At 69.4% G+C, this 20,952-nt stretch carries 20 protein-coding genes; 14 read left to right on the plus strand and 6 right to left on the minus strand.

All coding sequences use genetic code 11. The annotated features are described in order from the left end of the window. The first annotated feature begins 222 nt into the window (after positions 1-222). Positions 223-519: a DUF4193 domain-containing protein gene (locus tag ACZ418_RS28935; RefSeq protein ID WP_003997302.1), complete on the plus strand. Its 297-nt coding sequence runs from the start codon at positions 223-225 to the stop codon at positions 517-519. Positions 520-532: 13 nt separating this feature from the next. Then, complete coding sequence (locus tag ACZ418_RS28940; RefSeq protein ID WP_468368640.1) at positions 533-1,447, plus strand: hypothetical protein; 915 nt, start codon at positions 533-535, stop codon at positions 1,445-1,447. A gap of 15 nt (positions 1,448-1,462) precedes the next feature. Here the strand turns inward: ACZ418_RS28940 and ACZ418_RS28945 are convergent, their stop codons facing one another. Next, the gene (locus ACZ418_RS28945; protein ID WP_468368643.1) at positions 1,463-1,927 is read right to left on the minus strand and encodes a DUF3093 domain-containing protein; all 465 of its coding nucleotides are present in this window, start codon (positions 1,925-1,927) and stop codon (positions 1,463-1,465) included. 58 nt (positions 1,928-1,985) lie between these two features. On the opposite strand from ACZ418_RS28945, the gene ACZ418_RS28950 reads away from it, so the two are divergent. The 7 genes from ACZ418_RS28950 to ACZ418_RS28980 all read left to right on the plus strand — a co-directional run bounded on the left by ACZ418_RS28950 (position 1,986) and on the right by ACZ418_RS28980 (position 8,680). Then, positions 1,986-2,570: a PaaI family thioesterase gene (locus ACZ418_RS28950; RefSeq protein WP_468368646.1), complete on the plus strand. Its 585-nt coding sequence runs from the start codon at positions 1,986-1,988 to the stop codon at positions 2,568-2,570. Continuing rightward, the gene (gene dut, locus ACZ418_RS28955; protein WP_468368649.1) at positions 2,567-3,118 is read left to right on the plus strand and encodes a dUTP diphosphatase; all 552 of its coding nucleotides are present in this window, start codon (positions 2,567-2,569) and stop codon (positions 3,116-3,118) included. Before ACZ418_RS28950 ends, dut begins: the two co-directional genes overlap by 4 nt. 1 nt (position 3,119) lies before the next feature. Further along, the gene (locus tag ACZ418_RS28960; RefSeq protein WP_468368651.1) at positions 3,120-3,887 is read left to right on the plus strand and encodes a DUF3710 domain-containing protein; all 768 of its coding nucleotides are present in this window, start codon (positions 3,120-3,122) and stop codon (positions 3,885-3,887) included. Between the two features lie 298 nt (positions 3,888-4,185). Then, complete coding sequence (locus tag ACZ418_RS28965; protein ID WP_468368654.1) at positions 4,186-6,741, plus strand: ATP-binding protein; 2,556 nt, start codon at positions 4,186-4,188, stop codon at positions 6,739-6,741. Continuing rightward, entirely contained in the window at positions 6,738-7,427 is a 690-nt protein-coding gene (locus tag ACZ418_RS28970; protein WP_468368656.1) for a response regulator, read from the plus strand. Before ACZ418_RS28965 ends, ACZ418_RS28970 begins: the two co-directional genes overlap by 4 nt. A gap of 74 nt (positions 7,428-7,501) precedes the next feature. Beyond that, positions 7,502-7,900 (plus strand): OB-fold nucleic acid binding domain-containing protein, encoded by a 399-nt coding sequence (locus ACZ418_RS28975; RefSeq protein WP_351806002.1) that lies wholly within the window; start codon positions 7,502-7,504, stop codon positions 7,898-7,900. Positions 7,901-7,903: 3 nt separating this feature from the next. Beyond that, positions 7,904-8,680, plus strand: coding sequence for a DUF3159 domain-containing protein (locus ACZ418_RS28980; protein ID WP_468368659.1), 777 nt, complete (start codon positions 7,904-7,906; stop codon positions 8,678-8,680). A 67-nt stretch (positions 8,681-8,747) separates the two neighbouring features. Here the strand turns inward: ACZ418_RS28980 and ACZ418_RS28985 are convergent, their stop codons facing one another. The 4 genes from ACZ418_RS28985 to ACZ418_RS29000 all read right to left on the minus strand — a co-directional run bounded on the left by ACZ418_RS28985 (position 8,748) and on the right by ACZ418_RS29000 (position 10,998). Beyond that, complete coding sequence (locus tag ACZ418_RS28985; RefSeq protein WP_468368662.1) at positions 8,748-9,047, minus strand: hypothetical protein; 300 nt, start codon at positions 9,045-9,047, stop codon at positions 8,748-8,750. A 329-nt stretch (positions 9,048-9,376) separates the two neighbouring features. Continuing rightward, positions 9,377-10,054 carry a potassium channel family protein gene (locus tag ACZ418_RS28990; RefSeq protein ID WP_468368664.1) on the minus strand — a complete coding sequence of 226 codons (678 nt, stop codon included), beginning with the start codon at positions 10,052-10,054 and terminating at the stop codon, positions 9,377-9,379. Beyond that, positions 10,054-10,725 carry a potassium channel family protein gene (locus ACZ418_RS28995; protein ID WP_468368667.1) on the minus strand — a complete coding sequence of 224 codons (672 nt, stop codon included), beginning with the start codon at positions 10,723-10,725 and terminating at the stop codon, positions 10,054-10,056. Before ACZ418_RS28995 ends, ACZ418_RS28990 begins: the two co-directional genes overlap by 1 nt. Positions 10,726-10,869: 144 nt before the next feature. Further along, positions 10,870-10,998 (minus strand): hypothetical protein, encoded by a 129-nt coding sequence (locus ACZ418_RS29000; RefSeq protein ID WP_468368670.1) that lies wholly within the window; start codon positions 10,996-10,998, stop codon positions 10,870-10,872. A 161-nt stretch (positions 10,999-11,159) separates the two neighbouring features. Here ACZ418_RS29000 and ACZ418_RS29005 point away from each other — a divergent pair, with 161 nt between their 5' ends. Both ACZ418_RS29005 and ACZ418_RS29010 read left to right on the plus strand, forming a co-directional pair. Beyond that, entirely contained in the window at positions 11,160-13,223 is a 2,064-nt protein-coding gene (locus ACZ418_RS29005) for an APC family permease (RefSeq protein WP_468368672.1), read from the plus strand. A gap of 128 nt (positions 13,224-13,351) precedes the next feature. Next, positions 13,352-14,680 carry a class I SAM-dependent RNA methyltransferase gene (locus tag ACZ418_RS29010; RefSeq protein WP_468368675.1) on the plus strand — a complete coding sequence of 443 codons (1,329 nt, stop codon included), beginning with the start codon at positions 13,352-13,354 and terminating at the stop codon, positions 14,678-14,680. A 245-nt stretch (positions 14,681-14,925) separates the two neighbouring features. Here ACZ418_RS29010 and ACZ418_RS29015 read toward each other — a convergent pair whose 3' ends face one another. Further along, positions 14,926-16,014: a hypothetical protein gene (locus ACZ418_RS29015; protein WP_468368678.1), complete on the minus strand. Its 1,089-nt coding sequence runs from the start codon at positions 16,012-16,014 to the stop codon at positions 14,926-14,928. 648 nt (positions 16,015-16,662) lie between these two features. On the opposite strand from ACZ418_RS29015, the gene ACZ418_RS29020 reads away from it, so the two are divergent. From ACZ418_RS29020 to ACZ418_RS29030, 3 genes are all read left to right on the plus strand, one after another. Continuing rightward, positions 16,663-18,723 carry a GNAT family N-acetyltransferase gene (locus ACZ418_RS29020; RefSeq protein WP_345576893.1) on the plus strand — a complete coding sequence of 687 codons (2,061 nt, stop codon included), beginning with the start codon at positions 16,663-16,665 and terminating at the stop codon, positions 18,721-18,723. Further along, positions 18,720-19,199, plus strand: a complete 480-nt coding sequence (locus ACZ418_RS29025; RefSeq protein ID WP_345576891.1) for an ASCH domain-containing protein — start codon at positions 18,720-18,722, stop codon at positions 19,197-19,199. The genes ACZ418_RS29020 and ACZ418_RS29025 overlap by 4 nt, the downstream gene beginning before the upstream one ends. A gap of 456 nt (positions 19,200-19,655) precedes the next feature. Next, entirely contained in the window at positions 19,656-20,915 is a 1,260-nt protein-coding gene (locus tag ACZ418_RS29030) for a hypothetical protein (RefSeq protein ID WP_345576889.1), read from the plus strand. The last annotated feature ends 37 nt before the right edge of the window (positions 20,916-20,952 follow it).

Here is a 20,952-nt window from a genome sequence, read left to right on the forward strand (position 1 = left end):
ACGGGAAGTACACGGTGAGGCGCCTTTGAGGTGCGGCATTCGAACCGTGTACGGTCCTCACCGCCATCCAAGCCGATCACTCTTGAGAGGTCGGGTTGGGTGTCGATTGAGTAACAGACCTTGATGTGAGGCAAAATCTCCGCCTCAGGTCGGGCACAAGTCCGGCCTCTCACGCGTTACGTGCGCTGGAGACACCGCAGACACCCAGAGGGGGAGAGCGATATGGCAACCGATTACGACACTCCACGCAAGACCGACGACGACGTCGACTCGGACAGCCTTGAAGAGCTGAAGGCCCGGAGGAACGACAAGTCCACCTCGTCGGTGGACGTCGACGAGTTCGAGGCCGCCGAGGGACTCGAACTGCCCGGTGCCGACCTCTCGAACGAGGAGCTGGCCGTCCGGGTGCTGCCGAAGCAGCAGGACGAGTTCACCTGCATGAGCTGCTTCCTGGTGCACCACCGCAGCCAGCTGGCCCGGGAGAAGAACGGTCAGCCGATCTGCCGCGACTGCGACTGAGGAGGGGTCGGCCGTGTCTGGCTCGACCCCTCCACGGAAGCGCCGCTTCTCCCTGGGGAAAGCGGACGAAGGGCCGTCCGACGGCTCGAACGGCGCGCGTGACGACGAGCGGGGCGCACCCGGAGTGGTGGCCCCGCTCGAACCGGCGACCGACCGGGCGGACCACCCGGCGCCGGTGCGGCAGCCCGCGCCCGTCGCCTGGCGACGGGCCGCGGTGATGCGTGACAAGGTCCGGGACATGGTCCTGGAAGGGGTCCGCAGGGGCGGCAGCAGCGCCCGCGCGGGCCTGGCCTACCTCGCGGACCGGATCATCGAGATCGCCCCGCGTGTCCCCGTACGCGACCTCGCGACCCTGCGCCGGCAGTTCCCGGGCCTCGGACCCGAAGAGCTCGCCGACAAGCTGGTGGCGGGCGCCGCGGCCGGCACCTCCACGGTGGGAGCCGGGATCGGAGCGGCGGCGATGCTGCCGGTGCCGCCCGCGATGCCGACCGAACTGGCCGCGGAGATCACCGGGGTCGCCGCGATCGAGCTGAAGCTCGTCGCCGAACTCCACGAGGTCTACGGCGTACGGCCGCCCGGGAACCTCAAGACCCGCAGTACCGCGTATCTGTCCTCCTGGTCGGGGGAGCGCGGCATCGACGTGACGAAGCCGTCGACGTACGACGCGGCCCTCGGCGTCCGTATGAAGCGCGAACTGCGCCAGCAGATCATGAAACGGGTGGTCCGCGACCTGCCCAACCTGATGCCGTTCATGGTGGGCGCCGCGGTCGGGGCGGTCATGAACCGCCGGGACACCAAGAAGCTCGCCGCGCACATCCGGGCCGACCTGCGCAAGATCCAGGTGCCCTGGGAGGAACTGGCAGAGCTGCCGCCGCTGGAGGAGCCGGCGGAACCGCTGAAGCTGCGCGACCTCCCCGAAGAGCTCTAGCCGCCCGCCGGAGCGCTACGCGTTCGCCTTGCGCGCGGCCTCGATCGCCGCCGCCAGCTTCTCCGGCTCCCGCGTCGACAGATACAGGTACGGCGTCGGGTCCTCCGGGTCCGTGACCTCCACCCGCAGCGCCGTCGGGATGTAGGCGCGCAGCAGCAGGAAGGCGCGCGTGTCGGCCTTGTACGTCCGCCAGGCGCGGGCCTCCTCCGCGTCCAGCACCTCGGACTCGCCCAGCGCCGACACCGGGATCTTCGCCTCGCCCGCGATCAGCGAGTCGCCCACGACCCGGATGCGCAGGGAGCCGTACGCACTGGCAACCACCGCCGCCGCCGCCGTACCGCCGACCAGGCCGCCGAGCAGCGGCAGAGTGCCGAAGGGCAGCAGGATCAGGGCGAAGGAGACGCCCACGAGGAAGCTGATCAGCCACCACGAGCGGGGGGTGGTGAGGCGTTCTTCGTAAGGGGTGGCGGAGAGCTGCATGGAGCCAAGCTTGGCACGGGATCCGTATCGGCCCGACGCGCGGGTAAGGTCTGCGCCTGTGAGTGGTAGTTCCGCAAGCCTTCAGCCCCCCGCCGACGCGGTGAAACCGGTACGGCACCCCGACGCGCCCGCGCCCGGAGAACTCCTCGGCGCCCACTACGCACACTGTTTCGGCTGTGGCCCCGGGCAGTCGCACGGACTGCACCTGGAGGCCCGGGCGGGCGAGGGTGTCTCGCTGACCGCCGAGTTCACCGTCCAGCCCGCCCACCAGGGCGCCCCGGGCCTCGCGCACGGCGGAGTGCTGGCCACGGCCCTCGACGAGACCCTCGGCTCGCTGAACTGGCTGCTGCGGACCATCGCCGTCACCGGCCGACTGGAGACCGACTTCGTGCGGCCCGTGCCCGTCGGCACCACGCTGTACCTGGAGGCCGAGGTCACCGCCGTCGCCGGGCGGAAGATCTACTCCACCGCCACCGGACGCATCGGCGGCCCCGACGGGCCCGTCGCGGTCCGCGCCGACGCCCTCTTCATCGAGGTCAAGGTCGACCACTTCATCGACCACGGCCGCGAGGAGGAGATCCAGGCCGCGATGAGCGACCCGGACCGGATCCGGCGTGCCCGCGCCTTCGAGGTGAACCCGTGAGCCGTGGCCCCCTGAACGTGCTGCTCCGGCGCGTCGACCCCGACGTACCGCTTCCGGCGTACGAGCATCCGGGGGACGCCGGAGCCGATCTGCGCACCACCGAGCCGTGCGAACTGGGCCCCGGGGAGCGAGCCGTGCTCCCCACGGGTGTGTCGATCGCCCTGCCCGAGGGGTACGCGGCCTTCGTGCACCCGCGCTCCGGTCTCGCCGCTCGCTGCGGTGTCGCCCTCGTCAATGCCCCGGGGACGGTTGATGCCGGGTACCGTGGGGAGATCAAGGTGATCGTGGTGAATCTCGACCCGCGTGAGAGTGTGCGGTTCGAGCGCTTCGACCGGATTGCCCAACTGGTCGTCCAGCAGGTCGAGAGGGTCCGCTTCCAGGAGGTCGCGGAGCTTCCCGACTCCACGCGGGCCGAAGGGGGCTTCGGGTCCACCGGCGGCCATGCCGCGGTGGGCGGCGAGAGCGGCACAAGCGGTCGGGCCGCCGAGGGCGGTCCGACGGGTGGGAATCGATACGCTTCGGTCGTATCCGACCGGGAAGGACAGTGACGTGTTCGGACGTCGCAAGAAGAAGGGTGCCGCCGAGGACGCGGCCGGCGAGGCCGAGCAGGTCGTCGACAGCGTCGACACCGAGGCGGACAAGGAAGAGGTAGAGGCCGAGCGCGAGCGTGTCCGGCTGGAGCCCGGGCCGCGGCCCGACGGACCCTGGGACAGCAGCGAGGTGCGCGAGCCGGCCGAGGGCCGGGTGGACCTCGGCGGACTGTTCGTACCGGGCGTCGACGGCATGGAGCTCAGGGTCGAGGTCGCCGGTGACGCGATCGTCGCCGCGACCGTCGTGCTGCGCGACAGCGCCATCCAGCTCCAGGCCTTCGCAGCGCCCAAGCGCGAGGGCATCTGGGGCGAGGTCCGCGAGGAGATCGCGTCCGGCATCACCCAGCAGGGTGGCATCGTCGACGAGGTCGAGGGCCCGCTCGGCTGGGAGCTGCGCGCCCAGGTGCCGGTACAGCTGCCGGACGGCACGGGTGGGTTCCAGGTCGTGCGATTTGTGGGCGTGGACGGCCCGCGGTGGTTCCTGCGCGGTGTGATCTCCGGGCAGGGAGCGGTGCAGCCGCAGGCCGCCGGGCTGCTGGAGCAGATCTTCCGTGACACGGTCGTGGTCCGTGGTGAGGGGCCGATGGCGCCTCGCGACCCGATCGTCCTCAAGCTGCCGAACGACGCGCAGATGGTCCCCGAGGGAGTGCAGCAGGAGGAGGGCTCCCGCTTCTCGGGCGGGATGGGGCAGCTGCAGCGCGGGCCGGAGATCACCGAAGTCCGCTAGGTGCTCCGCCGGGCTCAGCAGGGATGTACGGGCCGTGCCCTTGCGGGGTGCGGCCCGTTTTGCGGGGTCGCGCCGTTGGGTGCGGTTCACCGTTGCCGGGTGCGGTTCCGTCGTGGTTGCTCGCGCAGTTCCCCGCGCCCCCTACGGGACGCGACACTGGCCCCCAGCTGCTCGTCGGCGGTGTCATCAGGGTTGTGTCAAAGTTGCCCGTCGCCCGCCTCTCTGTCACGTTTGCCGTGATTGTTGGCCGTAAGGTCGACGCTGCGTAGGCAGCAGGCACACGGAAGACAATGGAGCCATGGCACGCGGCAAGCTTCGGATCTACCTCGGTGCGGCACCGGGCGTGGGCAAGACCTACGCCATGCTCTCCGAGGCGCACCGCCGCGTGGAGCGAGGCACCGACTGCGTCGTGGCCTTCGTCGAGCACCACGACCGGCCGCGCACCGAGGTGATGCTGCACGGCCTGGAGCAGGTGCCGCGCCGGCGGCTGGAGTACCGGGGCACCACCTTCGGCGAGATGGACGTCGACGCCGTGCTGCGCCGGGCGCCCGCCGTCGCCCTGGTCGACGAACTCGCCCACACGAACATCCCCGGCTCCCGCAACGCCAAGCGCTGGCAGGACGTGGAGGAGCTGCTCGCCGCGGGTGTGGACGTGATCTCCACCGTCAACATCCAGCACCTGGAGTCACTCGGCGACGTCGTGGACTCGATCACGGGGGTGCGGCAGCGCGAGACCGTCCCGGACGAGGTGGTACGGCGGGCCGACCAGATCGAGCTGGTCGACATGTCCCCGGAGGCGCTGCGCCGACGGATGGCGCACGGCAACATCTACCAGCCGGACAAGGTCGACGCGGCCCTGTCCAACTACTTCCGCCCGGGGAACCTGACCGCCCTGCGCGAGCTGGCGCTGCTGTGGGTGGCGGACCGGGTGGACGAGTACCTGAACGCCTACCGCAGCGAGCACCGGGTCTCCAAGATCTGGGGCTCCCGCGAGCGGATCGTGGTCGGGCTGACCGGCGGGCCCGAGGGGCGCACCCTGATCCGGCGTGCCGCGCGGCTCGCCGAGAAGGGCGCCGGCGGCGAGGTGCTAGCCGTGTACATAGCCCGCAGCGACGGGCTGACCTCGGCCTCCCCCAAGGAGCTGGCCGTCCAGCGCACGCTCGTCGAGGACCTGGGCGGCACCTTCCACCATGTGGTCGGCGACGACATACCGGCAGCGCTGCTGGACTTCGCGCGGGGCGTGAACGCCACCCAGATCGTGCTGGGCTCCTCGCGCCGCAAGGCCTGGCAGTACGTCTTCGGGCCCGGCGTCGGCGCCACGGTCGCCCGGGACTCGGGGCCCGACCTCGACGTCCACATCGTCACCCACGAGGAGGTCGCCAGGGGCCGCGGGCTGCCCGTGACGCGGGGCGCACGGCTCGGGCGGGCCCGGATCATCTGGGGCTGGGCGGTGGGTCTGCTGGGCCCCGCGGTCCTCGCGGTGCTGCTGAACAGCGTGGCCCTCGGCCTCGCCAACGACATGCTGCTGTTCCTGACCGTCACCGTCGCGGCGGCGCTGCTCGGCGGCCTGCTGCCCGCGCTGGCCTCGGCGGCCTTCGGCTCGCTCCTGCTGAACTACTTCTACACCCCGCCCCTGCACCGGCTGACCATCGCCGATCCCAAGAACATCGTCGCCATCGCGATCTTCTTCGGCGTGGGCATGTCGGTCGCCTCGGTGGTGGACCTGGCCGCCCGGCGCACCCATCAGGCCGCCCGGCTGCGCGCCGAGTCGGAGATACTCTCCTTCCTCGCCGGGAACGTGCTGCGCGGCGAGACCAGCCTGGAGGAGCTGCTGGAGCGGGTCCGGGAGACCTTCGCGATGGAGTCGGCCGCGCTGCTGGAGCGGGCGGGCGACACCGCGCCGTGGACCTGCGCCGGGCGCGCCGGATTCGGGCGGCCGCTGGAGCGGCCCGAGGACGCCGACGTCGACATGCCGGTCGGCGATCACATGGCGCTCGCGCTCACCGGCCGGGTGCTGCCCGCCGAGGACCGCCGGGTGCTCGCCGCCTTCGCCGCGCAGGCCGCCGTCGCCCTGGACCGCCGGCGCCTGCAGGAGGAGGCCGACCGGGCCCGCGCGCTCGCCGAGGGCAACCGCATCCGCACCGCCCTGCTCGCGGCCGTCAGCCACGACCTGCGCACCCCGCTGGCCGGCATCAAGGCGTCGGTGTCCTCGCTGCGCTCCGACGACGTCGAATGGTCCGACGAGGACCGGGCCGAGCTGCTGGCCGCCATCGAGGAGGGCGCCGACCGGCTGGACCACCTCGTCGGCAACCTCCTCGACATGTCCCGCCTGCAGACCGGTACGGTCACGCCGCTGATCCGCGAGATCGACGTGGACGAGGTCGTACCGATGGCACTCGGGGGCGTCCCGGAGGGCAGTGTCGAGCTGGACGTGCCCGAGAGCCTGCCGATGGTCGAGGTCGATCCCGGGCTGCTGGAGCGGTCCGTGGCCAACCTCGTGGAGAACGCCGTCAAGTACAGCCCGAAGCGCCGGCCCGTGCTGGTCTCCGCCAGCGCCATAGCCGACCGGGTCGAGGTGCGTGTGGTGGACCGGGGGCCGGGCGTGCCGGACGAGGCCAAGGAACGGATCTTCGAGCCGTTCCAGCGGTACGGCGACGCCCCGCGCGGTGCCGGGGTCGGGCTCGGCCTCGCGGTCGCCCGGGGCTTCGCGGAGGCCATGGGCGGCACCCTCACCGCCGAGGACACGCCGGGCGGCGGACTCACCATGGTCCTGAGCCTGCGGGCGGCAGGATCCGGTCCCGAGCCCCTGGACCTGGGCCCGGACATCGCAGAACCAGAAAGGCAGACCCTATGACGACCCGGGTGCTCGTGGTCGACGACGAGCCGCAGATCGTGCGCGCCCTCGTGATCAACCTCAAGGCGCGCAAGTACGAGGTCGACGCGGCGCCCGACGGCCGTACCGCCCTGGACCTCGCCGCCTCCCGGCACCCCGACGTGGTCGTGCTCGACCTGGGCCTGCCCGACATGGACGGCGTCGAGGTGATCAGGGGCCTGCGCGGCTGGACCCGCGTGCCCATCCTGGTCCTGTCCGCCCGGCACTCCTCGGACGAGAAGGTCGAGGCGCTGGACGCGGGCGCCGACGACTACGTCACCAAGCCCTTCGGCATGGACGAGCTGCTGGCCCGGCTGCGGGCCGCCGTGCGCCGGACCGAGCCGGTCGGGCCCGGCGAGGACGACCTGACGACCGTCGAGACCGAGGGCTTCACCGTCGACCTGGCCGCCAAGAAGGTCAACCGCGCCGGCCGGGACGTCCGCCTCACCCCGACCGAGTGGCACCTGCTGGAGGTCCTGGTCCGCAACACCGGTCGGCTGGTCAGCCAGAAGCAGCTGCTGCAGGAGGTGTGGGGGCCGTCGTACGGCACCGAGACCAACTACCTGCGCGTGTACATGGCCCAGCTGCGGCGGAAACTGGAGACGGACCCCTCGCGCCCGAAGCACTTCATCACCGAGCCGGGGATGGGCTACCGGTTCGAGAAGTGAGCGGACTGCAACGTGAGCGGGCTGCAAGTGGGCTGCGCTACGGCGCTGTCGGTGGGCCCCGGTACGCTTCAGGTATGAGTGCTGTTCCTCGTTCCGAAAAGCCGGCCGGCCGGTTCCGGCGCATGCTCGACCGGCTCTCCTCTTCGCAGGAGGACCTGGAGTCCGAGGAGCTGCGTGAGGACGCCGACGCCGCGGGCTGTACCAAGATCGGCGACTGCCACGACCGGCAGATCGTCACCGTAACTGGTACCTTGCGCACGGTCACCTTGCGTCCGCGCGCCGGGGTCCCCGCCCTGGAGGCCGAGCTGTTCGACGGCTCCGCCGCGCTGGACGTGGTGTGGCTCGGCAGGCGTTCCATCGTGGGCATAGAACCGGGGCGCAAGCTGATCGCATCGGGCCGGATCTCGATGAGCCGGGGCCGCCGGGTGCTGTTCAACCCGAAATACGAACTGCGACCCCTCGGACGGGAGTAGCCGGTGACGTCCCTCGACAAGCCGACCGAAGGCACCGACCAGAGTCCGCCCGACGGAACCGGTGATGCCCGTGCGGTGACCGAGGCCGCGCTGTTCGATGCGTTCGGCGGTGTCCGCGGCATGGTCGAGACGGTCGTGCCGGGCCTGCTCTTCGTCGCGATCTTCACGGTCGACAAGAACCTGCACGTGTCGGCGATCGCTGCGCTGATCGTGTCCCTGGTCCTGGTCGTCGTCCGGCTCGCCATGAAGGACACCGTCAAGCACGCCTTCAGCGGTGTCTTCGGCGTGGCCTTCGGTGTCGTCTTCGCGATGTTCACCGGAAACGCCAAGGACTTCTACCTCCCCGGCATGCTGTACACGCTGGGCCTTGCGGTGGCGTACATCGTCACGACCCTGGCCGGTGTGCCCCTGATCGGCCTCATCCTCGGCCCGGTCTTCAAGGAGAACCTCTCCTGGCGCACCCGCAACCCCGGCCGCAAGAAGGCCTATGCCAAGGCGAGTTGGGCCTGGGGTCTGATCCTGCTCGCCAAGTGCGCGATCCTCTTCCCGCTCTACTGGTGGTCCGACACCACCAAGCTCGGCTGGGTCCTGGTCGCCCTGAAGATCCCGCCGTTCCTGCTGGCGGTCTGGCTCACCTGGGTCTTCCTCGCGAAGGCTCCCGCGCCCATCGACGTCTTCGCCGAGATGGAGGCCGAGGAGAAGGCAGAGGAGGAGCGCAAGGCGGCGCTGGCCGCCGAGGGCGGCGAGGCGACCGGGGGACGGCACCGCCGGGAGGCCTAGCCGGCCACGGCACCGCGACTTCGCAGCGGCCCGGGACCCGTCGAGGTCCCGGGCCGTTCGCATGCCCTCAACCCCCTTGCCGCAACGGCAGGTTGTGTACGGTGACGGCACCGACCGCCTGCAGAGGAGCGGGGGTCTTCGAGGTGTGCGGGGCCCGGTGCCGCACCGGTGACCCGAGGGTGCGCAGCGCACCTGCTTTCGAGGCGGCGCCGACGGGCCTCGGCGTGACGGGCTCGTGGTGACGGGGAACCCGGGCCGTCCTGCTGCCGGCGGGGCTCGTGACCCGGTGCGCCCTGGAGGACCGGCGGGAGAGGTGGGCGGCGAGGGAGGGGAACACCTGGGAGCCGAGGTGGTCGGGTACCCGCACCCGGCGGACCTCGCCCGCGCGCTGCCCCACCCCGTGGTGGGGGCATCCCCGGGGCATCCCTGCACCGGCACCAGGAGATCTTCGAGGTGATGTACGGCAGCGCCCTGCCGGCGGTCGGGGAATGGCGGGGCTGAGGCATGCGGGGAGGTGTCGAACCGGGTGATTCCCCAGGAGGACTCCCCGCACCGGCTCGCCTGGTGGCGGTTCGTGCTGCGGCACCGGCGTGAGCGGCGCGCGGCCGACGGTCGGGGCCGGAGTTCGTGGGCGTCCGCACGGGAAGGGCCCGGCGGATCCGATGATCCCCGGGCCCTCGCGCGGCGGCGCACCGGCTAGCTCGAGGTGTCCTCGCGCCGCACCGACAGCAGCTCCTCCAGCTGCTCCTCGCGGGCCTGAGCGGCCACGAAGAGGAGTTCGTCACCCGGCTCCAGGGAGTCCTCCTTGGAGGGGGTCAGCACCCGGGTGCCGCGGATGATCGTGACGAGGGAGGTGTCCTCGGGCCACTGGACGTCGCCCACCTGGGTACCGGCCAGGGCCGACTCCTCGGGCAGGGTCAGCTCGACGAGGTTGGCGTCGCCGTGGCTGAAGCGGAGCAGGCGGACCAGGTCGCCCACGCTCACCGCCTCCTCGACCAGGGCGGACATCAGGCGCGGGGTGGAGACGGCCACGTCCACGCCCCAGGCCTCGTTGAACAGCCACTCGTTCTTCGGGTTGTTGACACGGGCGACGACGCGCGGGACGCCGTACTCCGTCTTGGCGAGCAGCGAGACGACCAGGTTGACCTTGTCGTCGCCGGTCGCGGCGATGACGACGTTGCAGCGCTGCAGCGCCGCCTCGTCCAGGGACGTGATCTCGCAGGCGTCGGCCAGCAGCCACTCCGCCTGGGGCACCCGCTCCACCGAGATGGCGGTCGGGGCCTTGTCGATGAGCAGGACCTCGTGGCCGTTCTCCAGCAGCTCGCTCGCGATCGAGCGGCCGACGGCGCCGGCTCCGGCAATGGCGACCCTCATCAGTGACCGCTCTCCTCTTCCGGGCCCAGGGCGAACGCCGTCTCGACCTTCTCGACGTCGTCCGCCCGCATCATCACATGCACGAGGTCGCCCTCCTGCAGCACCGTCTGCGAGGTCGGCAGGATCGCTTCGCCGAGGCGGGTCAGGAACGCCACGCGGACGCCCGTCTCCTCCTGCAGCTTGCTGATCTTGTGCCCGACCCACTTCGGGGAGGCGTGCACCTCGGCGAGCTGCACCCCGCCGGTGGGGTCGCGCCACAGCGGCTCGGCACCGGAGGGCAGCAGCCGACGCAGCATCTGGTCGGCGGTCCAGCGGACCGTCGCCACGGTGGGGATGCCCAGGCGCTGGTAGACCTCGGCGCGGCGCGGGTCGTAGATACGGGCGGCCACGTTCTCCACGCCGAACATCTCACGGGCCACGCGCGCGGAGATGATGTTGGAGTTGTCACCGCTGGAGACGGCGGCGAAAGCGCCGGCCTCCTCGATGCCGGCCTCGCGCAGGGTGTCCTGGTCGAAGCCGACACCGGTGACCCGGCGGCCACCGAAGCCCGGGCCCAGCCGACGGAAGGCGGTGGGGTCCTGGTCGATCACGGCGACCGTGTGGCCCTGTTGCTCCAGGGTCTGGGCAAGAGCGGAGCCCACTCTTCCGCAGCCCATGATGACGATGTGCACGACCGTCCTTCCGGTGTCCAAAAGTTACTGCTCAGCATCAGGGTCTCAGACCGAGGCCCAAAGCTACACACGGGCGCCGGGGGTGGGCACCCCCCTGCGCCGGTTCTCCATGATCACCCTCCGCGATCATGCGCGTGAGCAGCGTCAGCGATCGGAGTCGGCGATCACCGGGGGCGGGGGCCGGCGAGTGATGCTGCGCACGCTGCACAGGGTCAGGATTCCGAGGCCGAGGAGGGCGACAGTCGCCCCGATCAGCTCCGCGGTGCCGGGCATAGGTCCTCCGAGGTGCGATGACAAGCGGGGTCTGCCATCTAGGCACGGGGAGCGCGCGGACCGCGGAATCCGCAGTTCCGTGCGCCTCTGATTTCACTCGTGAGGCAGATCCCGGGGACCGGGTGGGCGTCTGCCAGTTCGAAGGCCTACCATCCTCTCTCGTGTCCAAACTGACCGACGTGCCCAAACGGATCCTGATCGGGCGCGCACTGCGCAGTGACCGGCTGGGCGAAACGCTCCTGCCGAAGCGCATCGCACTCCCCGTCTTCGCCTCCGACCCGCTGTCCTCCGTCGCCTACGCCCCGGGCGAGGTCCTGCTGGTCCTGTCCGTCGCGGGCGTGTCGGCGTACCACTTCAGCCCGTGGATCGCCGTCGCGGTCGTGGTGCTGATGTTCACGGTCGTCGCCTCTTACCGGCAGAACGTCCACGCCTACCCGAGCGGCGGTGGCGACTACGAGGTCGCCACCACCAACCTGGGCTCCAAGGCCGGGCTGACCGTCGCCAGCGCCCTGCTCGTCGACTACGTCCTCACCGTCGCCGTCTCCATCGCCTCCGGCATCGAGAACCTCGGCTCCGCCGTCCCGTTCGTGGTCCAGCACAAGGTGCTGTGCGCGGTCGCCGTGATCGTCCTGCTCACGCTGATGAACCTGCGCGGCGTGAAGGAGTCCGGCAAGCTCTTCGCGATCCCCACCTACGTCTTCGTGGGCGGCGTCTTCATCATGATCGTGTGGGGCGCCGTCCGGGGCCTGGTCCTCGGCGACACCATGCACGCCCCGACCGCGGACTTCCACATCAAGGCCGAGCACCAGGGTCTTGCGGGCTTCGCGCTCGTCTTCCTCCTGCTGCGCGCCTTCTCCTCCGGCTGTGCCGCGCTGACCGGTGTGGAGGCGATCTCCAACGGTGTCCCGGCCTTCCGCAAGCCCAAGTCGAAGAACGCGGCGACCACGCTCGCGATGATGGGCCTGCTGGCCGTCACCATGTTCTGCGGCATCATCGCCCTCGCCATGTCGACCAAGGTCCGCATGGCCGAGAACCCGGCCACCGACCTGATCCACAACGGGCATCCGCTCGGCTCCGGCTACGTCCAGAACCCGGTGATCTCCCAGGTCGCCGAGGCGGTCTTCGGCAAGGGCAGCTTCCTGTTCGTGGTCCTCGCGGCAGCCACCGCGCTGGTCCTGTTCCTGGCGGCGAACACGGCGTACAACGGCTTCCCGCTGCTCGGCTCGATCCTCGCCCAGGACCGCTACCTCCCGCGCCAGCTGCACACCCGCGGCGATCGCCTCGCCTTCTCCAACGGCATCGTGCTGCTCGCCGGCGCCGCGACCCTGCTGACGTTCATCTACGGCGCCGACTCCACGCGGCTGATCCAGCTGTACATCGTCGGCGTGTTCGTGTCCTTCACGCTCAGCCAGACCGGCATGGTCCGGCACTGGAACCGGCACCTGGCGGTCGAGCAGGACCCGGCGGCGCGCCGCCGAATGATGCGCTCCCGCGCGATCAACGCGTTCGGTGCCTTCTTCACGGGCCTGGTGCTGGTCGTCGTCCTGGTCACGAAGTTCACGCACGGCGCCTGGGTGGCACTGATGGGCATGTGCCTCTTCTACGCGACCATGACCGCGATCCGGAAGCACTACGACGGCGTCGCCGAGGAGCTCTCGGCCCCCGAGGAGCCGGACGACGACATGGTCCGCCCGTCGCGGGTGCACTCGGTGGTGCTGATCTCGAAGATCCACCGGCCGACGCTCCGCGCCCTGGCCTACGCCAAGCTGATGCGCTCGGACACCCTGGAGGCGCTGACGGTCAACGTCGACGCGGCCGAGACCAAGGTGCTGCACGAGGAGTGGGAGCGGCGCGGCATCGACGTACCGCTGAAGGTCCTGGACTCGCCGTACCGCGAGGTCACCCGCCCGGTGATCGAGTACGTCAAGGGCCTGCGCAAGGAGTCGCCGCGCGACGCGGTCTCCGTGATCATCCCCGAGTACGTGGTCGGCCACTGGTACGAGCATCTGCTGCACAACCAGAGCGCCCTGCGCCTGAAGGGCCGCCTGCTGTTCACCCCCGGCGTGATGGTCACCTCGGTGCCGTACCAGCTGGCGTCCTCCGAGGCGGCGAAGGTACGGGCCCGCAAGCGGCAGGACTGGAACGCACCCGGTGCGGTGCGACGCGGTCCGGCGGCGGAGCGGCCGAAGGAGCCGTCGAAGGAGCCGTCGGCGGCCAAGGAGTGAGGCCGGGGTGCTGAGCCCGGGCCGCTGAGCCCGGGGCCCGGCCTGTGGTGAACGGCCGGACGACAGCCACGTAGACTGGTGGGCTGTTGTCCGGCCGTTTCCCGTTCCCGATCTGGAGTCACCCCGCCATGCAGGCAGAACCGAAGAAGTCGCTGGCCGGGGAGGAGTACGAGGTCGAGATCGGCCCCGTCGCCCATGGCGGCCACTGCATCGCGCGCACCGCCGAGGGCCAGGTGCTGTTCGTCCGGCACGCGCTGCCGGGCGAGCGCGTGGTGGCGAAGGTGACCGAGGGCGAGGAAGGAGCCCGCTTCTTGCGCGCGGACGCCGTACGGATCCTGGAGCCCTCCAAGGACCGTGTCGAGGCCCCCTGCCCCTTCGCCGGGCCGGGCCGCTGTGGCGGCTGCGACTGGCAGCACGCCAAGCCGGGCGCCCAGCGTCGCCTCAAGGGCGAGGTGATCGCCGAACAGCTCAAGCGGCTCGCGGGTCTCACGCCCGAGGAGGCCGGCTGGGACGGCACGGTGATGCCGGCCGAGGGCGACAAGCTGCCGGCCGGCCAGGTCCCACAGTGGCGCACGCGCGTCCAGTACGCGGTCGACGCCGAGGGCCACGCGGGTCTGCGCCGCCACCGCTCGCACGAGGTCGAGCGCATAGACCACTGCATGATCGCGGCGGAGGGCGTCAGCGAGCTGGGCATCGAGCGGCGGGACTGGACCGGCATGGAGTCGGTCGAGGCGATCGCGGCGACGGGCTCGCAGGACCGTCAGGTGATCCTGACGCCGCGCCCGGGCGCCCGCCTCCCCCTGGTCGAACTGGACAAGCCGGTGTCGGTCCTCAGGGTCGACGAGAAGTCCGGTGGCGTCCACCGTGTCCACGGCCGCCCCTTCGTCCGTGAGCGCGCGGACGGCCGCACCCACCGCGTCGGCAACGGCGGCTTCTGGCAGGTCCACCCGAAGGCGGCGGACACCCTGGTGACGGCGGTCATGCAGGGCCTCCTCCCGCGCAAGGGCGAGATGGCCCTGGACCTCTACTGCGGAGTGGGCCTGTTCGCGGGGGCGCTGGCCGACCGGCTCGGCGAGAAGGGCGCGGTCCTCGGCATCGAGTCCGGCAAGCGCGCGGTGGAGGACGCGCGCCACAACCTCGCCGACTTCCCGCGGGTGCGCATCGAACAGGGCAAGGTCGAGTCGGTCCTGCCGCGCACCGGCATCACCGAGGTCGACCTGATCGTCCTGGACCCGCCCAGGGCGGGCGCGGGCCGTACGACGGTGGCCCACCTCTGCTCCCTCGGCGCCCGCCGCGTCGCCTACGTCGCCTGCGATCCCGCTGCGCTGGCCCGGGACCTGGCGTACTTCCGCGAGGGCGGGTACCGGGTGCGGACGCTTCGGGCGTTCGATCTGTTTCCGATGACCCACCACGTTGAGTGTGTCGCGATCCTTGAACCGGCCGCGAAGGGCTCCTGACCTGCGGTTTTGTGTGTGCGCATTATGTGCGGTGTGGGCGTTACGGGCGATATCTTGACGCTGAAATGACGCTCGTGACGCTCATTTGACGCTCGTTCTGATGGTGCGTCACCTAACTGATCGTGCAGATCCTACTGGGTGGAAGCGGTGCTCCCGAAGGCTGGCCTTGCGGGAACTTGAACGAAAATCAACCGAGTTTCGGACGGCCGTACTTCGGCGGGCCGGACGTTTCGCGGAGCGGGCGCTCAGTAGGTGGGCCCGTAGGGGTTCCAGTGCCCGAGGAAGGGCTTCAGATCGTCGGCTTGTGGTTCGGGGATGTCGGGCAGTCGGGGCGGTGTGCTCAGTGGGTCGAGGCGCTCGATGGTGGCCGCTGCCCAACTGATCCATGATTCGGCTTCGATCCTGGCCTGGCCCGGAGGCATGGCGTCGACACGCGTGCGTACGGCGCTCACGTACTCCGTCAGTCGGGTGGCGTGGCGCCATGCCGCTTCCTGCGCCTCGAAGTGCCTGACGCGGTACGCCTCGGCGTAGCGGATGCGGGCTTCTTCCATGGCGGCTTCCCAGCGGATGCGCTTCTGGCGCGCTGCTTCGATCTCGTCGAGGCGTCTGTGTTCGGCGGCTTCGCCACGGAGCGTGACCTCTTGGGCGATTTCGGCGAGCTGGTCTTCGAGAGGATGGTTGGGGGCGTCGGCCCATTCGCTCGACCGGTGCGGCTGGCCGCCGCTGAGGACGAAGCGGAGTCGTTCGGACGGGGTGTAGTCGTAGCGGGGGATCCTGATCCAGGAGTTCTTCGTGGTGGCGGCGAGTTCCTTCTCGGTGGCGACGTGCTCGGTCCGGTCCTGCTCCTGTAGGACGAGAAACCCCACGGTCTGGCCCTGTGCGGTGATGGTGAAATGGGGAGACGCGCTGCGGCGGCGATGAGATGGCGGCGCAAAGTCGGTCTGTCCGGCTGAGCTGGAGTGCCCATTGGCCTCGACGGCGGTGACCAGTGCATGAATGAGCCGGAGGGCACGTCCTTGGACGGGCTTGGTCAGGCCCAGCGGCTGGGATTCGGCTTGCATGGCCCGGACCACGGTGTGTGGCCGCGCGAGCCGGGAGGGGACGGGGACGGGTTCGAGGACGGCGAGGCGCCAGGAGGGGATGTCGACGAGCTTGATCTCGTACCCGCCAGGGCACCAGCCCCCGTACAACTCCTTCGTCTCCGGGACCCTTCCGGACCTGCGTGCCGCGGCGACGCGGGACGGCCACTTCTCCAACTCCGGCCCGTTACCGCTCTTGACGATCCGCCCGCCGGCGTCCGCGAGCTCCTGCAACAGCTGCTCCGTGAACGTCACACGAGGTTGTGCGGGAGGGCCTGGCTTACGTGCGGCGGCCGGAGTCTCCTGCGCCCGGGTGGACTGGGGTCGTGGAGCGGCGGCTTGGGCCTTCCTCGGGCGAAACCCACGGGGAGGGTAGGTGCCGTGCGCCAGATAGTGTCGGCCTGCACTCGTAAGGGCTACGCTCCACTGCCTCCCTTCCGGGAGACCGTGACCAGGCCCCGGTTCTGCAGTGCCTGACAGGTGGTCTTGTAGGAGCTGGTCTCCCAGACGCCCGCAGGGCACCCGTCTTCCACCCACTGCAGCACCGACAGTTGCCGTTCATTGACCTGCCGTTCCAATGGCCCGCCTTCAACTCGAGGTTGACGTACGACGGCGGCATGTTGTCAGTTTCGTTACTCAGCGACGGTTGGTTCGAAAAAGTCGCTCGAACGAGCGGGAGTGACGTGGACCGTGTCTAAGTCCGTGCGGTCGGCGTCATCACCGTTGCCGTCAGCTCGGCCTCCCTGACCTGCTGGCGAGTCGGCCATGGCGGCGGTGAACGAAACAAGAGCGGATGGGTTCCCGCCAGTTAGCCGGTTTTGATCAATCAGTGGCTCGCCACTGACGCTGCTGGGCAGTATGCCGTCCTGGGGCATTGTCGGTTGAGGGAACCGGAGGGGGAACATGGCGATCAGAGTGCTGCCGGTGTCTGCGGAACAGTCGGAGCTGCTGGACGCGGTTATCGCTTTGGGTAACCGGTATACGAAGTATCTCGGGCTGCTCACGCCTCCTGCCTACCGTAAGCACGCCGAGGACGGCGGCCTGCTGGTGGCCGTGGATGACGAAGAGGTCGTCGGCTACGCGCTCTTCGGGCTGCCCAAGCGGAGTCTGTATGTGCGGCTGGCTCATTTGTGTGTGGCTGAGGAACACCGAGGTAAGGGTGTCGCTCGTGAGCTGATCGACGCGATCCGCGCGCGGCACGCTCATAGGCTCGGTATCCGTGCCAAGTGCCGGCGCGACTACGGGCTCAGCGGCATGTGGACAGCGCTGGGTTTTGTTCCCAAGGGTGAGAGCCTTGGGCGGGGCAAGGACAAGGAGACGCTGGACACGTGGTGGCTCGATCTGGGACACGAGGATCTGTTCGCCGAGGCCCAGAGTGATGCGCTTCTGGTGGTGACCGTCGATCATGGCGTGTTCGCCGGGCTGCGCGGTGCGGGAACGGAACGCGCCGTTGAGGAGTCCCGTGCTCTCGCGGCAGGATGGCTCGCCGACCTGATCGAGCTCGCGTTCACTCCGCAGCTTCTGCACGATGTGCGTGATGTCGAGGAGCGTGAGGCGCGCAATCATCAGCGTGCGGGGCTTGCCGAGTTGCGGTCACTGTCTCCCGACAGCGCTGCCGTGGCCATCCGCTTGGAGGAGCTGGCCGCGGCAGCGAGGAAGGAGCTGCCTGCTGTTCCCCTCGATGATCGGCAGCGTGCCCGCTTGCGCTACGTGGCCGAGACGTCGTGTGCCGGGCTCCAGGTGCTGGTGACGCGCGATCCCGCACTAGCGGCTCTAGCGGACATCGCCTGGGACGTCGCACGGGTCAAGGTCGTCTCCCCGGCGGTGGTCACGCTGCATGTGGACGAATTGCGCCAGGCCCAGGTGTACCGTCCTGCGGATCTCATGGGCACTGCCTTCTCCGCCGAGGAGATCGCGCCAGGCGGTGAAGGAGAGCTGGTCGCCTTCTTCGACCAGGCCGAGGGCGACCGTGGAACGGGCTTCGCGGAGCGGCTGAAAAGCCTCGCCAATGACGGGGTGCTGTGGCGCAGGGAGTTGCTCCGGGATGGAGAAGGGCACCCGGTGGCCCTTTACGTCTGGGCGATGGACGGCCGCACGTTGAACGTCGCGTTCCTCCGTACGGCGTCGCACCCGCTGGAGGAGACACTTGCACGGCAACTGCTGTTCATGCTCAAGCGCCTTGGCCGGGAGCGAGGGGCGCAGGCGGTCCGTATCACCGATCCGTTCCTGTCTCCGACGGCTATGGCGGCTGCCGGCGCCGACGGCTTCACCGAGGACGAAAGCGGCTTCACCGCGCTTCTGGTCGACGTCTGCGGACCTGCTGAAGCGGTCTCGGAGAAGGCTGCGGAGATCGCGGGGCGGATGAGGCGGTCGACGCCACGGCTGGATGCTCGTGTGTCGCCCGAGATCGCGAGCGTGGCCGAGCGGGTGTGGTGGCCGGCCAAACTGATCGACACGGCCCTTCCCTCCTTCATCGCGCCCATCAAGCCGCGCTGGTCCACGGAGCTCTTCGACGTTCCGGCCATGCTGGTTCCCCGTGACGACGTACTGGGCATCAGCCGCGAGCATGTCTACTACCGCTCGTCCGGACACCGCGGAGAGAGCGTTCCCGCCCGAATCCTGTGGTACGTCAGTGAGGGGACTTCTGGGCAGCAGGGCAAGATGGTCATCGGCTGCTCGCGCCTCGACGAGGTGGTCATCGACGACCCCGACACCCTCTTCTCGCGATTCGAACACCTGGGCGTATATGGTCATGCCGAAGTGCGTGCCGCAGCCGATGTGTCGGGCAAGGCCATGGCGTTGAGGTTTTCGGACACGGAGATCTTTCCCGTACAGGTGACGCATGCACGAGTGACCGCGTTGGCCAAGGGGCTGGGGCTACGGTGGGTACCGCCAATGCAGCTGTCAAAGATCAGCAACGCGCTGTTCCAGGCCATGTACGAAGAGGGGCACCGAAAGACGTGAGTGATCCGGAGCGCGCGATGCTGCTGTCCGTCCACCCTAGGTTCGCCACGGCGATCCTGGCCGGAACAAAGACGGTCGAGGTCCGCCGACAGCGCGTCGCCGTCCTGCCCGGAACTCCAGTACTCCTCTATGCGACCGCGCCCACGATGGCCATCGTGGGCATGGCTCGGATCGCTTCTGTGCAAGTGGCCTCCCCGCGGGAGGTCTGGTCGGCCAGCCGCACGAGTGCCGGGATCAGTCGTCGCGAGTACGACGAGTACATGAGTGGAGCGACTCAGGCCAGCGGTCTGTTGCTCAAGGAACCGATCACCTTCGAGGACCCGGTAACGCTGGCCGCGCTGCGAGCCTCGGGACCGTTCCATCCACCGCAGAGCTACCGGTACTTGACCGGTGAAGATCTTCGGAAGGTTGCTGAGGCGGCACCGGTGACCGGGGCGGCCCTTCAGGGCGCATTGAAGGACCTGACGCCAGCCTAGGCCGAATACACCTGCTCAACATGCGGGAGAGGATGCGCTAACGTCGGGGCGCGCGCCCGCCTCCCTCGCCGACCTGGCCCAGGCCCGGACGGCTTGACCAGCCGAATGTCAACGCCCGCCATCCGAATGGTCGGCCGAGCATCGACCCGGCTACCGCCCGAGCGCTGTTTCTCACCGCCGAGGCGACTGCCGACCCAGGCGGGTCGGGCGAGGGCTACTCACTGGTGCCGTAGGTCGCGTGGTTGAGGTGTGCACCAGACTAGTGCTTGGGAACCATCCTGCTCCACGGTGCACCCCGCTACAGTCGGCCAGATGCAGATGGACCAAACTTCGCAACTGCGAGTGGAGTTGACGAGGTGGCTGACTCAGGTACGCGAGGCCAGCGCACTGGGAACACACGAGTCGGACTGGCGGCCCCTCGCCGGCCTCCCGGCCTGGCCATGCGTGAGGAACTGTGTGTCCGCGCTGGCCCCGCCGGAAAGGCGCGACGACTTGTATGCCGCGGACGGTAGCCTGCGGGATGAAACTCTGCTGTACCTGAGCGGGCTGAGCCGAGTGGCCCACGCCGTCGGCCACGGTGCGGACATCGACGATGATCAGGTGGCGGCGCGCTTCTCTACTTTTTGCACTGCGCCCCGGCCGGCCTCTGAAGACTGGCTGCTCCTTGATGGCCAGGCCCCGGCCGGCACAGACATCCCGCTCGGTGAGTACACCCTCCGCACCCTCCGGCGTGACGAACTGCGACACCTGCGCCCGCCGCTGCACTCTATTACCGGCTCTGTTGAGGAAGCGCCCGCTGCCGAGAACGTTCTGGACGGGGCGCTCGTCCTCCAACGCACGGTCAATGAAAGGGCGTTGGTCAATGGCTACCGCTTCCCTCTGATGGGGATGCACACCCGGCCCGAACTGCTGCACTGGCGACCGCTGCTGACCTTGCTGTTGTGGAGCAGCAACATGCTCCGTATGAACGCCTGGTTCATCGTCGAACGAGAACGCCGAGCAGACCTCCACGCTGGCACCGTGCCCGTGGTCCCCGACATCCACGTCGACGACACGGGTAGGGAGATCGAGTACGAGAGGCGTGACACCGGCCTGTGGCGGGTGACCAAGATGGACCTGCCACGGTTGAACGCATTCGCAACAGCCGTGGACGGGCTGATCAGCACGGTGCTGGCGGGTGCTGATCAGAAGAGCAAGAGAGCCAAGATGCGTGCCAGACGTCTGCAACGAGCAAGCGAGCACCTGGTCCGTGCCGCACACCGGACCTACGGCAACGACTTCGTCTGGGAGGACGATGCCGATGAGGTCACACTTCACTATGTAATCGCCTTGGAGGCGCTCCTGGCGGATGAGGAACAAGCCGATCTCAGCCGCAAGGTGAAACAGCGCGCCGCGGCTCTGTGGATGACCGACAGCCACAGGCTCGCTGTCGCTCAGGTCGTAGGCAGGGCCTATGGGCGCCGCTCGAAGTACGCCCACGGTGACGAAACCGGCGACGCCGACACAAAGGAATTGCACCAGTTGCGGCGCGTAGCCCACAGCACGCTGCTGCGCTGGCTGGTCACAACCGTGTCGACGGGCCCGGATCTCCCGCTGGAACTCGACAAGACCCTGCTGTCCGACGAGCTACGAACAAGCACGGTCACGGCCCCGTTGAGATCGTTCTACGAGGCCACACCGCCGGTGCGACTGCCTGCGGATTTGCTGTCTTCCTGACGCTACGAGGTCGGATCTGACCTTGGGCGGTTCCCAG

The sequence above is a fragment of the Streptomyces sp. NPDC030820 genome, from assembly GCF_055572075.1.

Coding starts and splice junctions, on each gene's coding strand:
- ACZ418_RS28935 (WP_003997302.1), top strand. CDS start 223: ATGGCAACCGATTACGACACTCCACGCAAGACCGACGACGACGTCGAC.
- ACZ418_RS28945 (WP_468368643.1), bottom strand. CDS start 1,927: ATGCAGCTCTCCGCCACCCCTTACGAAGAACGCCTCACCACCCCCCGC.
- ACZ418_RS28965 (WP_468368654.1), top strand. CDS start 4,186: ATGGCACGCGGCAAGCTTCGGATCTACCTCGGTGCGGCACCGGGCGTG.
- ACZ418_RS28970 (WP_468368656.1), top strand. CDS start 6,738: ATGACGACCCGGGTGCTCGTGGTCGACGACGAGCCGCAGATCGTGCGC.
- ACZ418_RS28975 (WP_351806002.1), top strand. CDS start 7,502: ATGAGTGCTGTTCCTCGTTCCGAAAAGCCGGCCGGCCGGTTCCGGCGC.
- ACZ418_RS28990 (WP_468368664.1), bottom strand. CDS start 10,054: ATGAGGGTCGCCATTGCCGGAGCCGGCGCCGTCGGCCGCTCGATCGCG.
- ACZ418_RS29000 (WP_468368670.1), bottom strand. CDS start 10,998: ATGCCCGGCACCGCGGAGCTGATCGGGGCGACTGTCGCCCTCCTCGGC.
- ACZ418_RS29010 (WP_468368675.1), top strand. CDS start 13,352: ATGCAGGCAGAACCGAAGAAGTCGCTGGCCGGGGAGGAGTACGAGGTC.
- ACZ418_RS29020 (WP_345576893.1), top strand. CDS start 16,663: ATGGCGATCAGAGTGCTGCCGGTGTCTGCGGAACAGTCGGAGCTGCTG.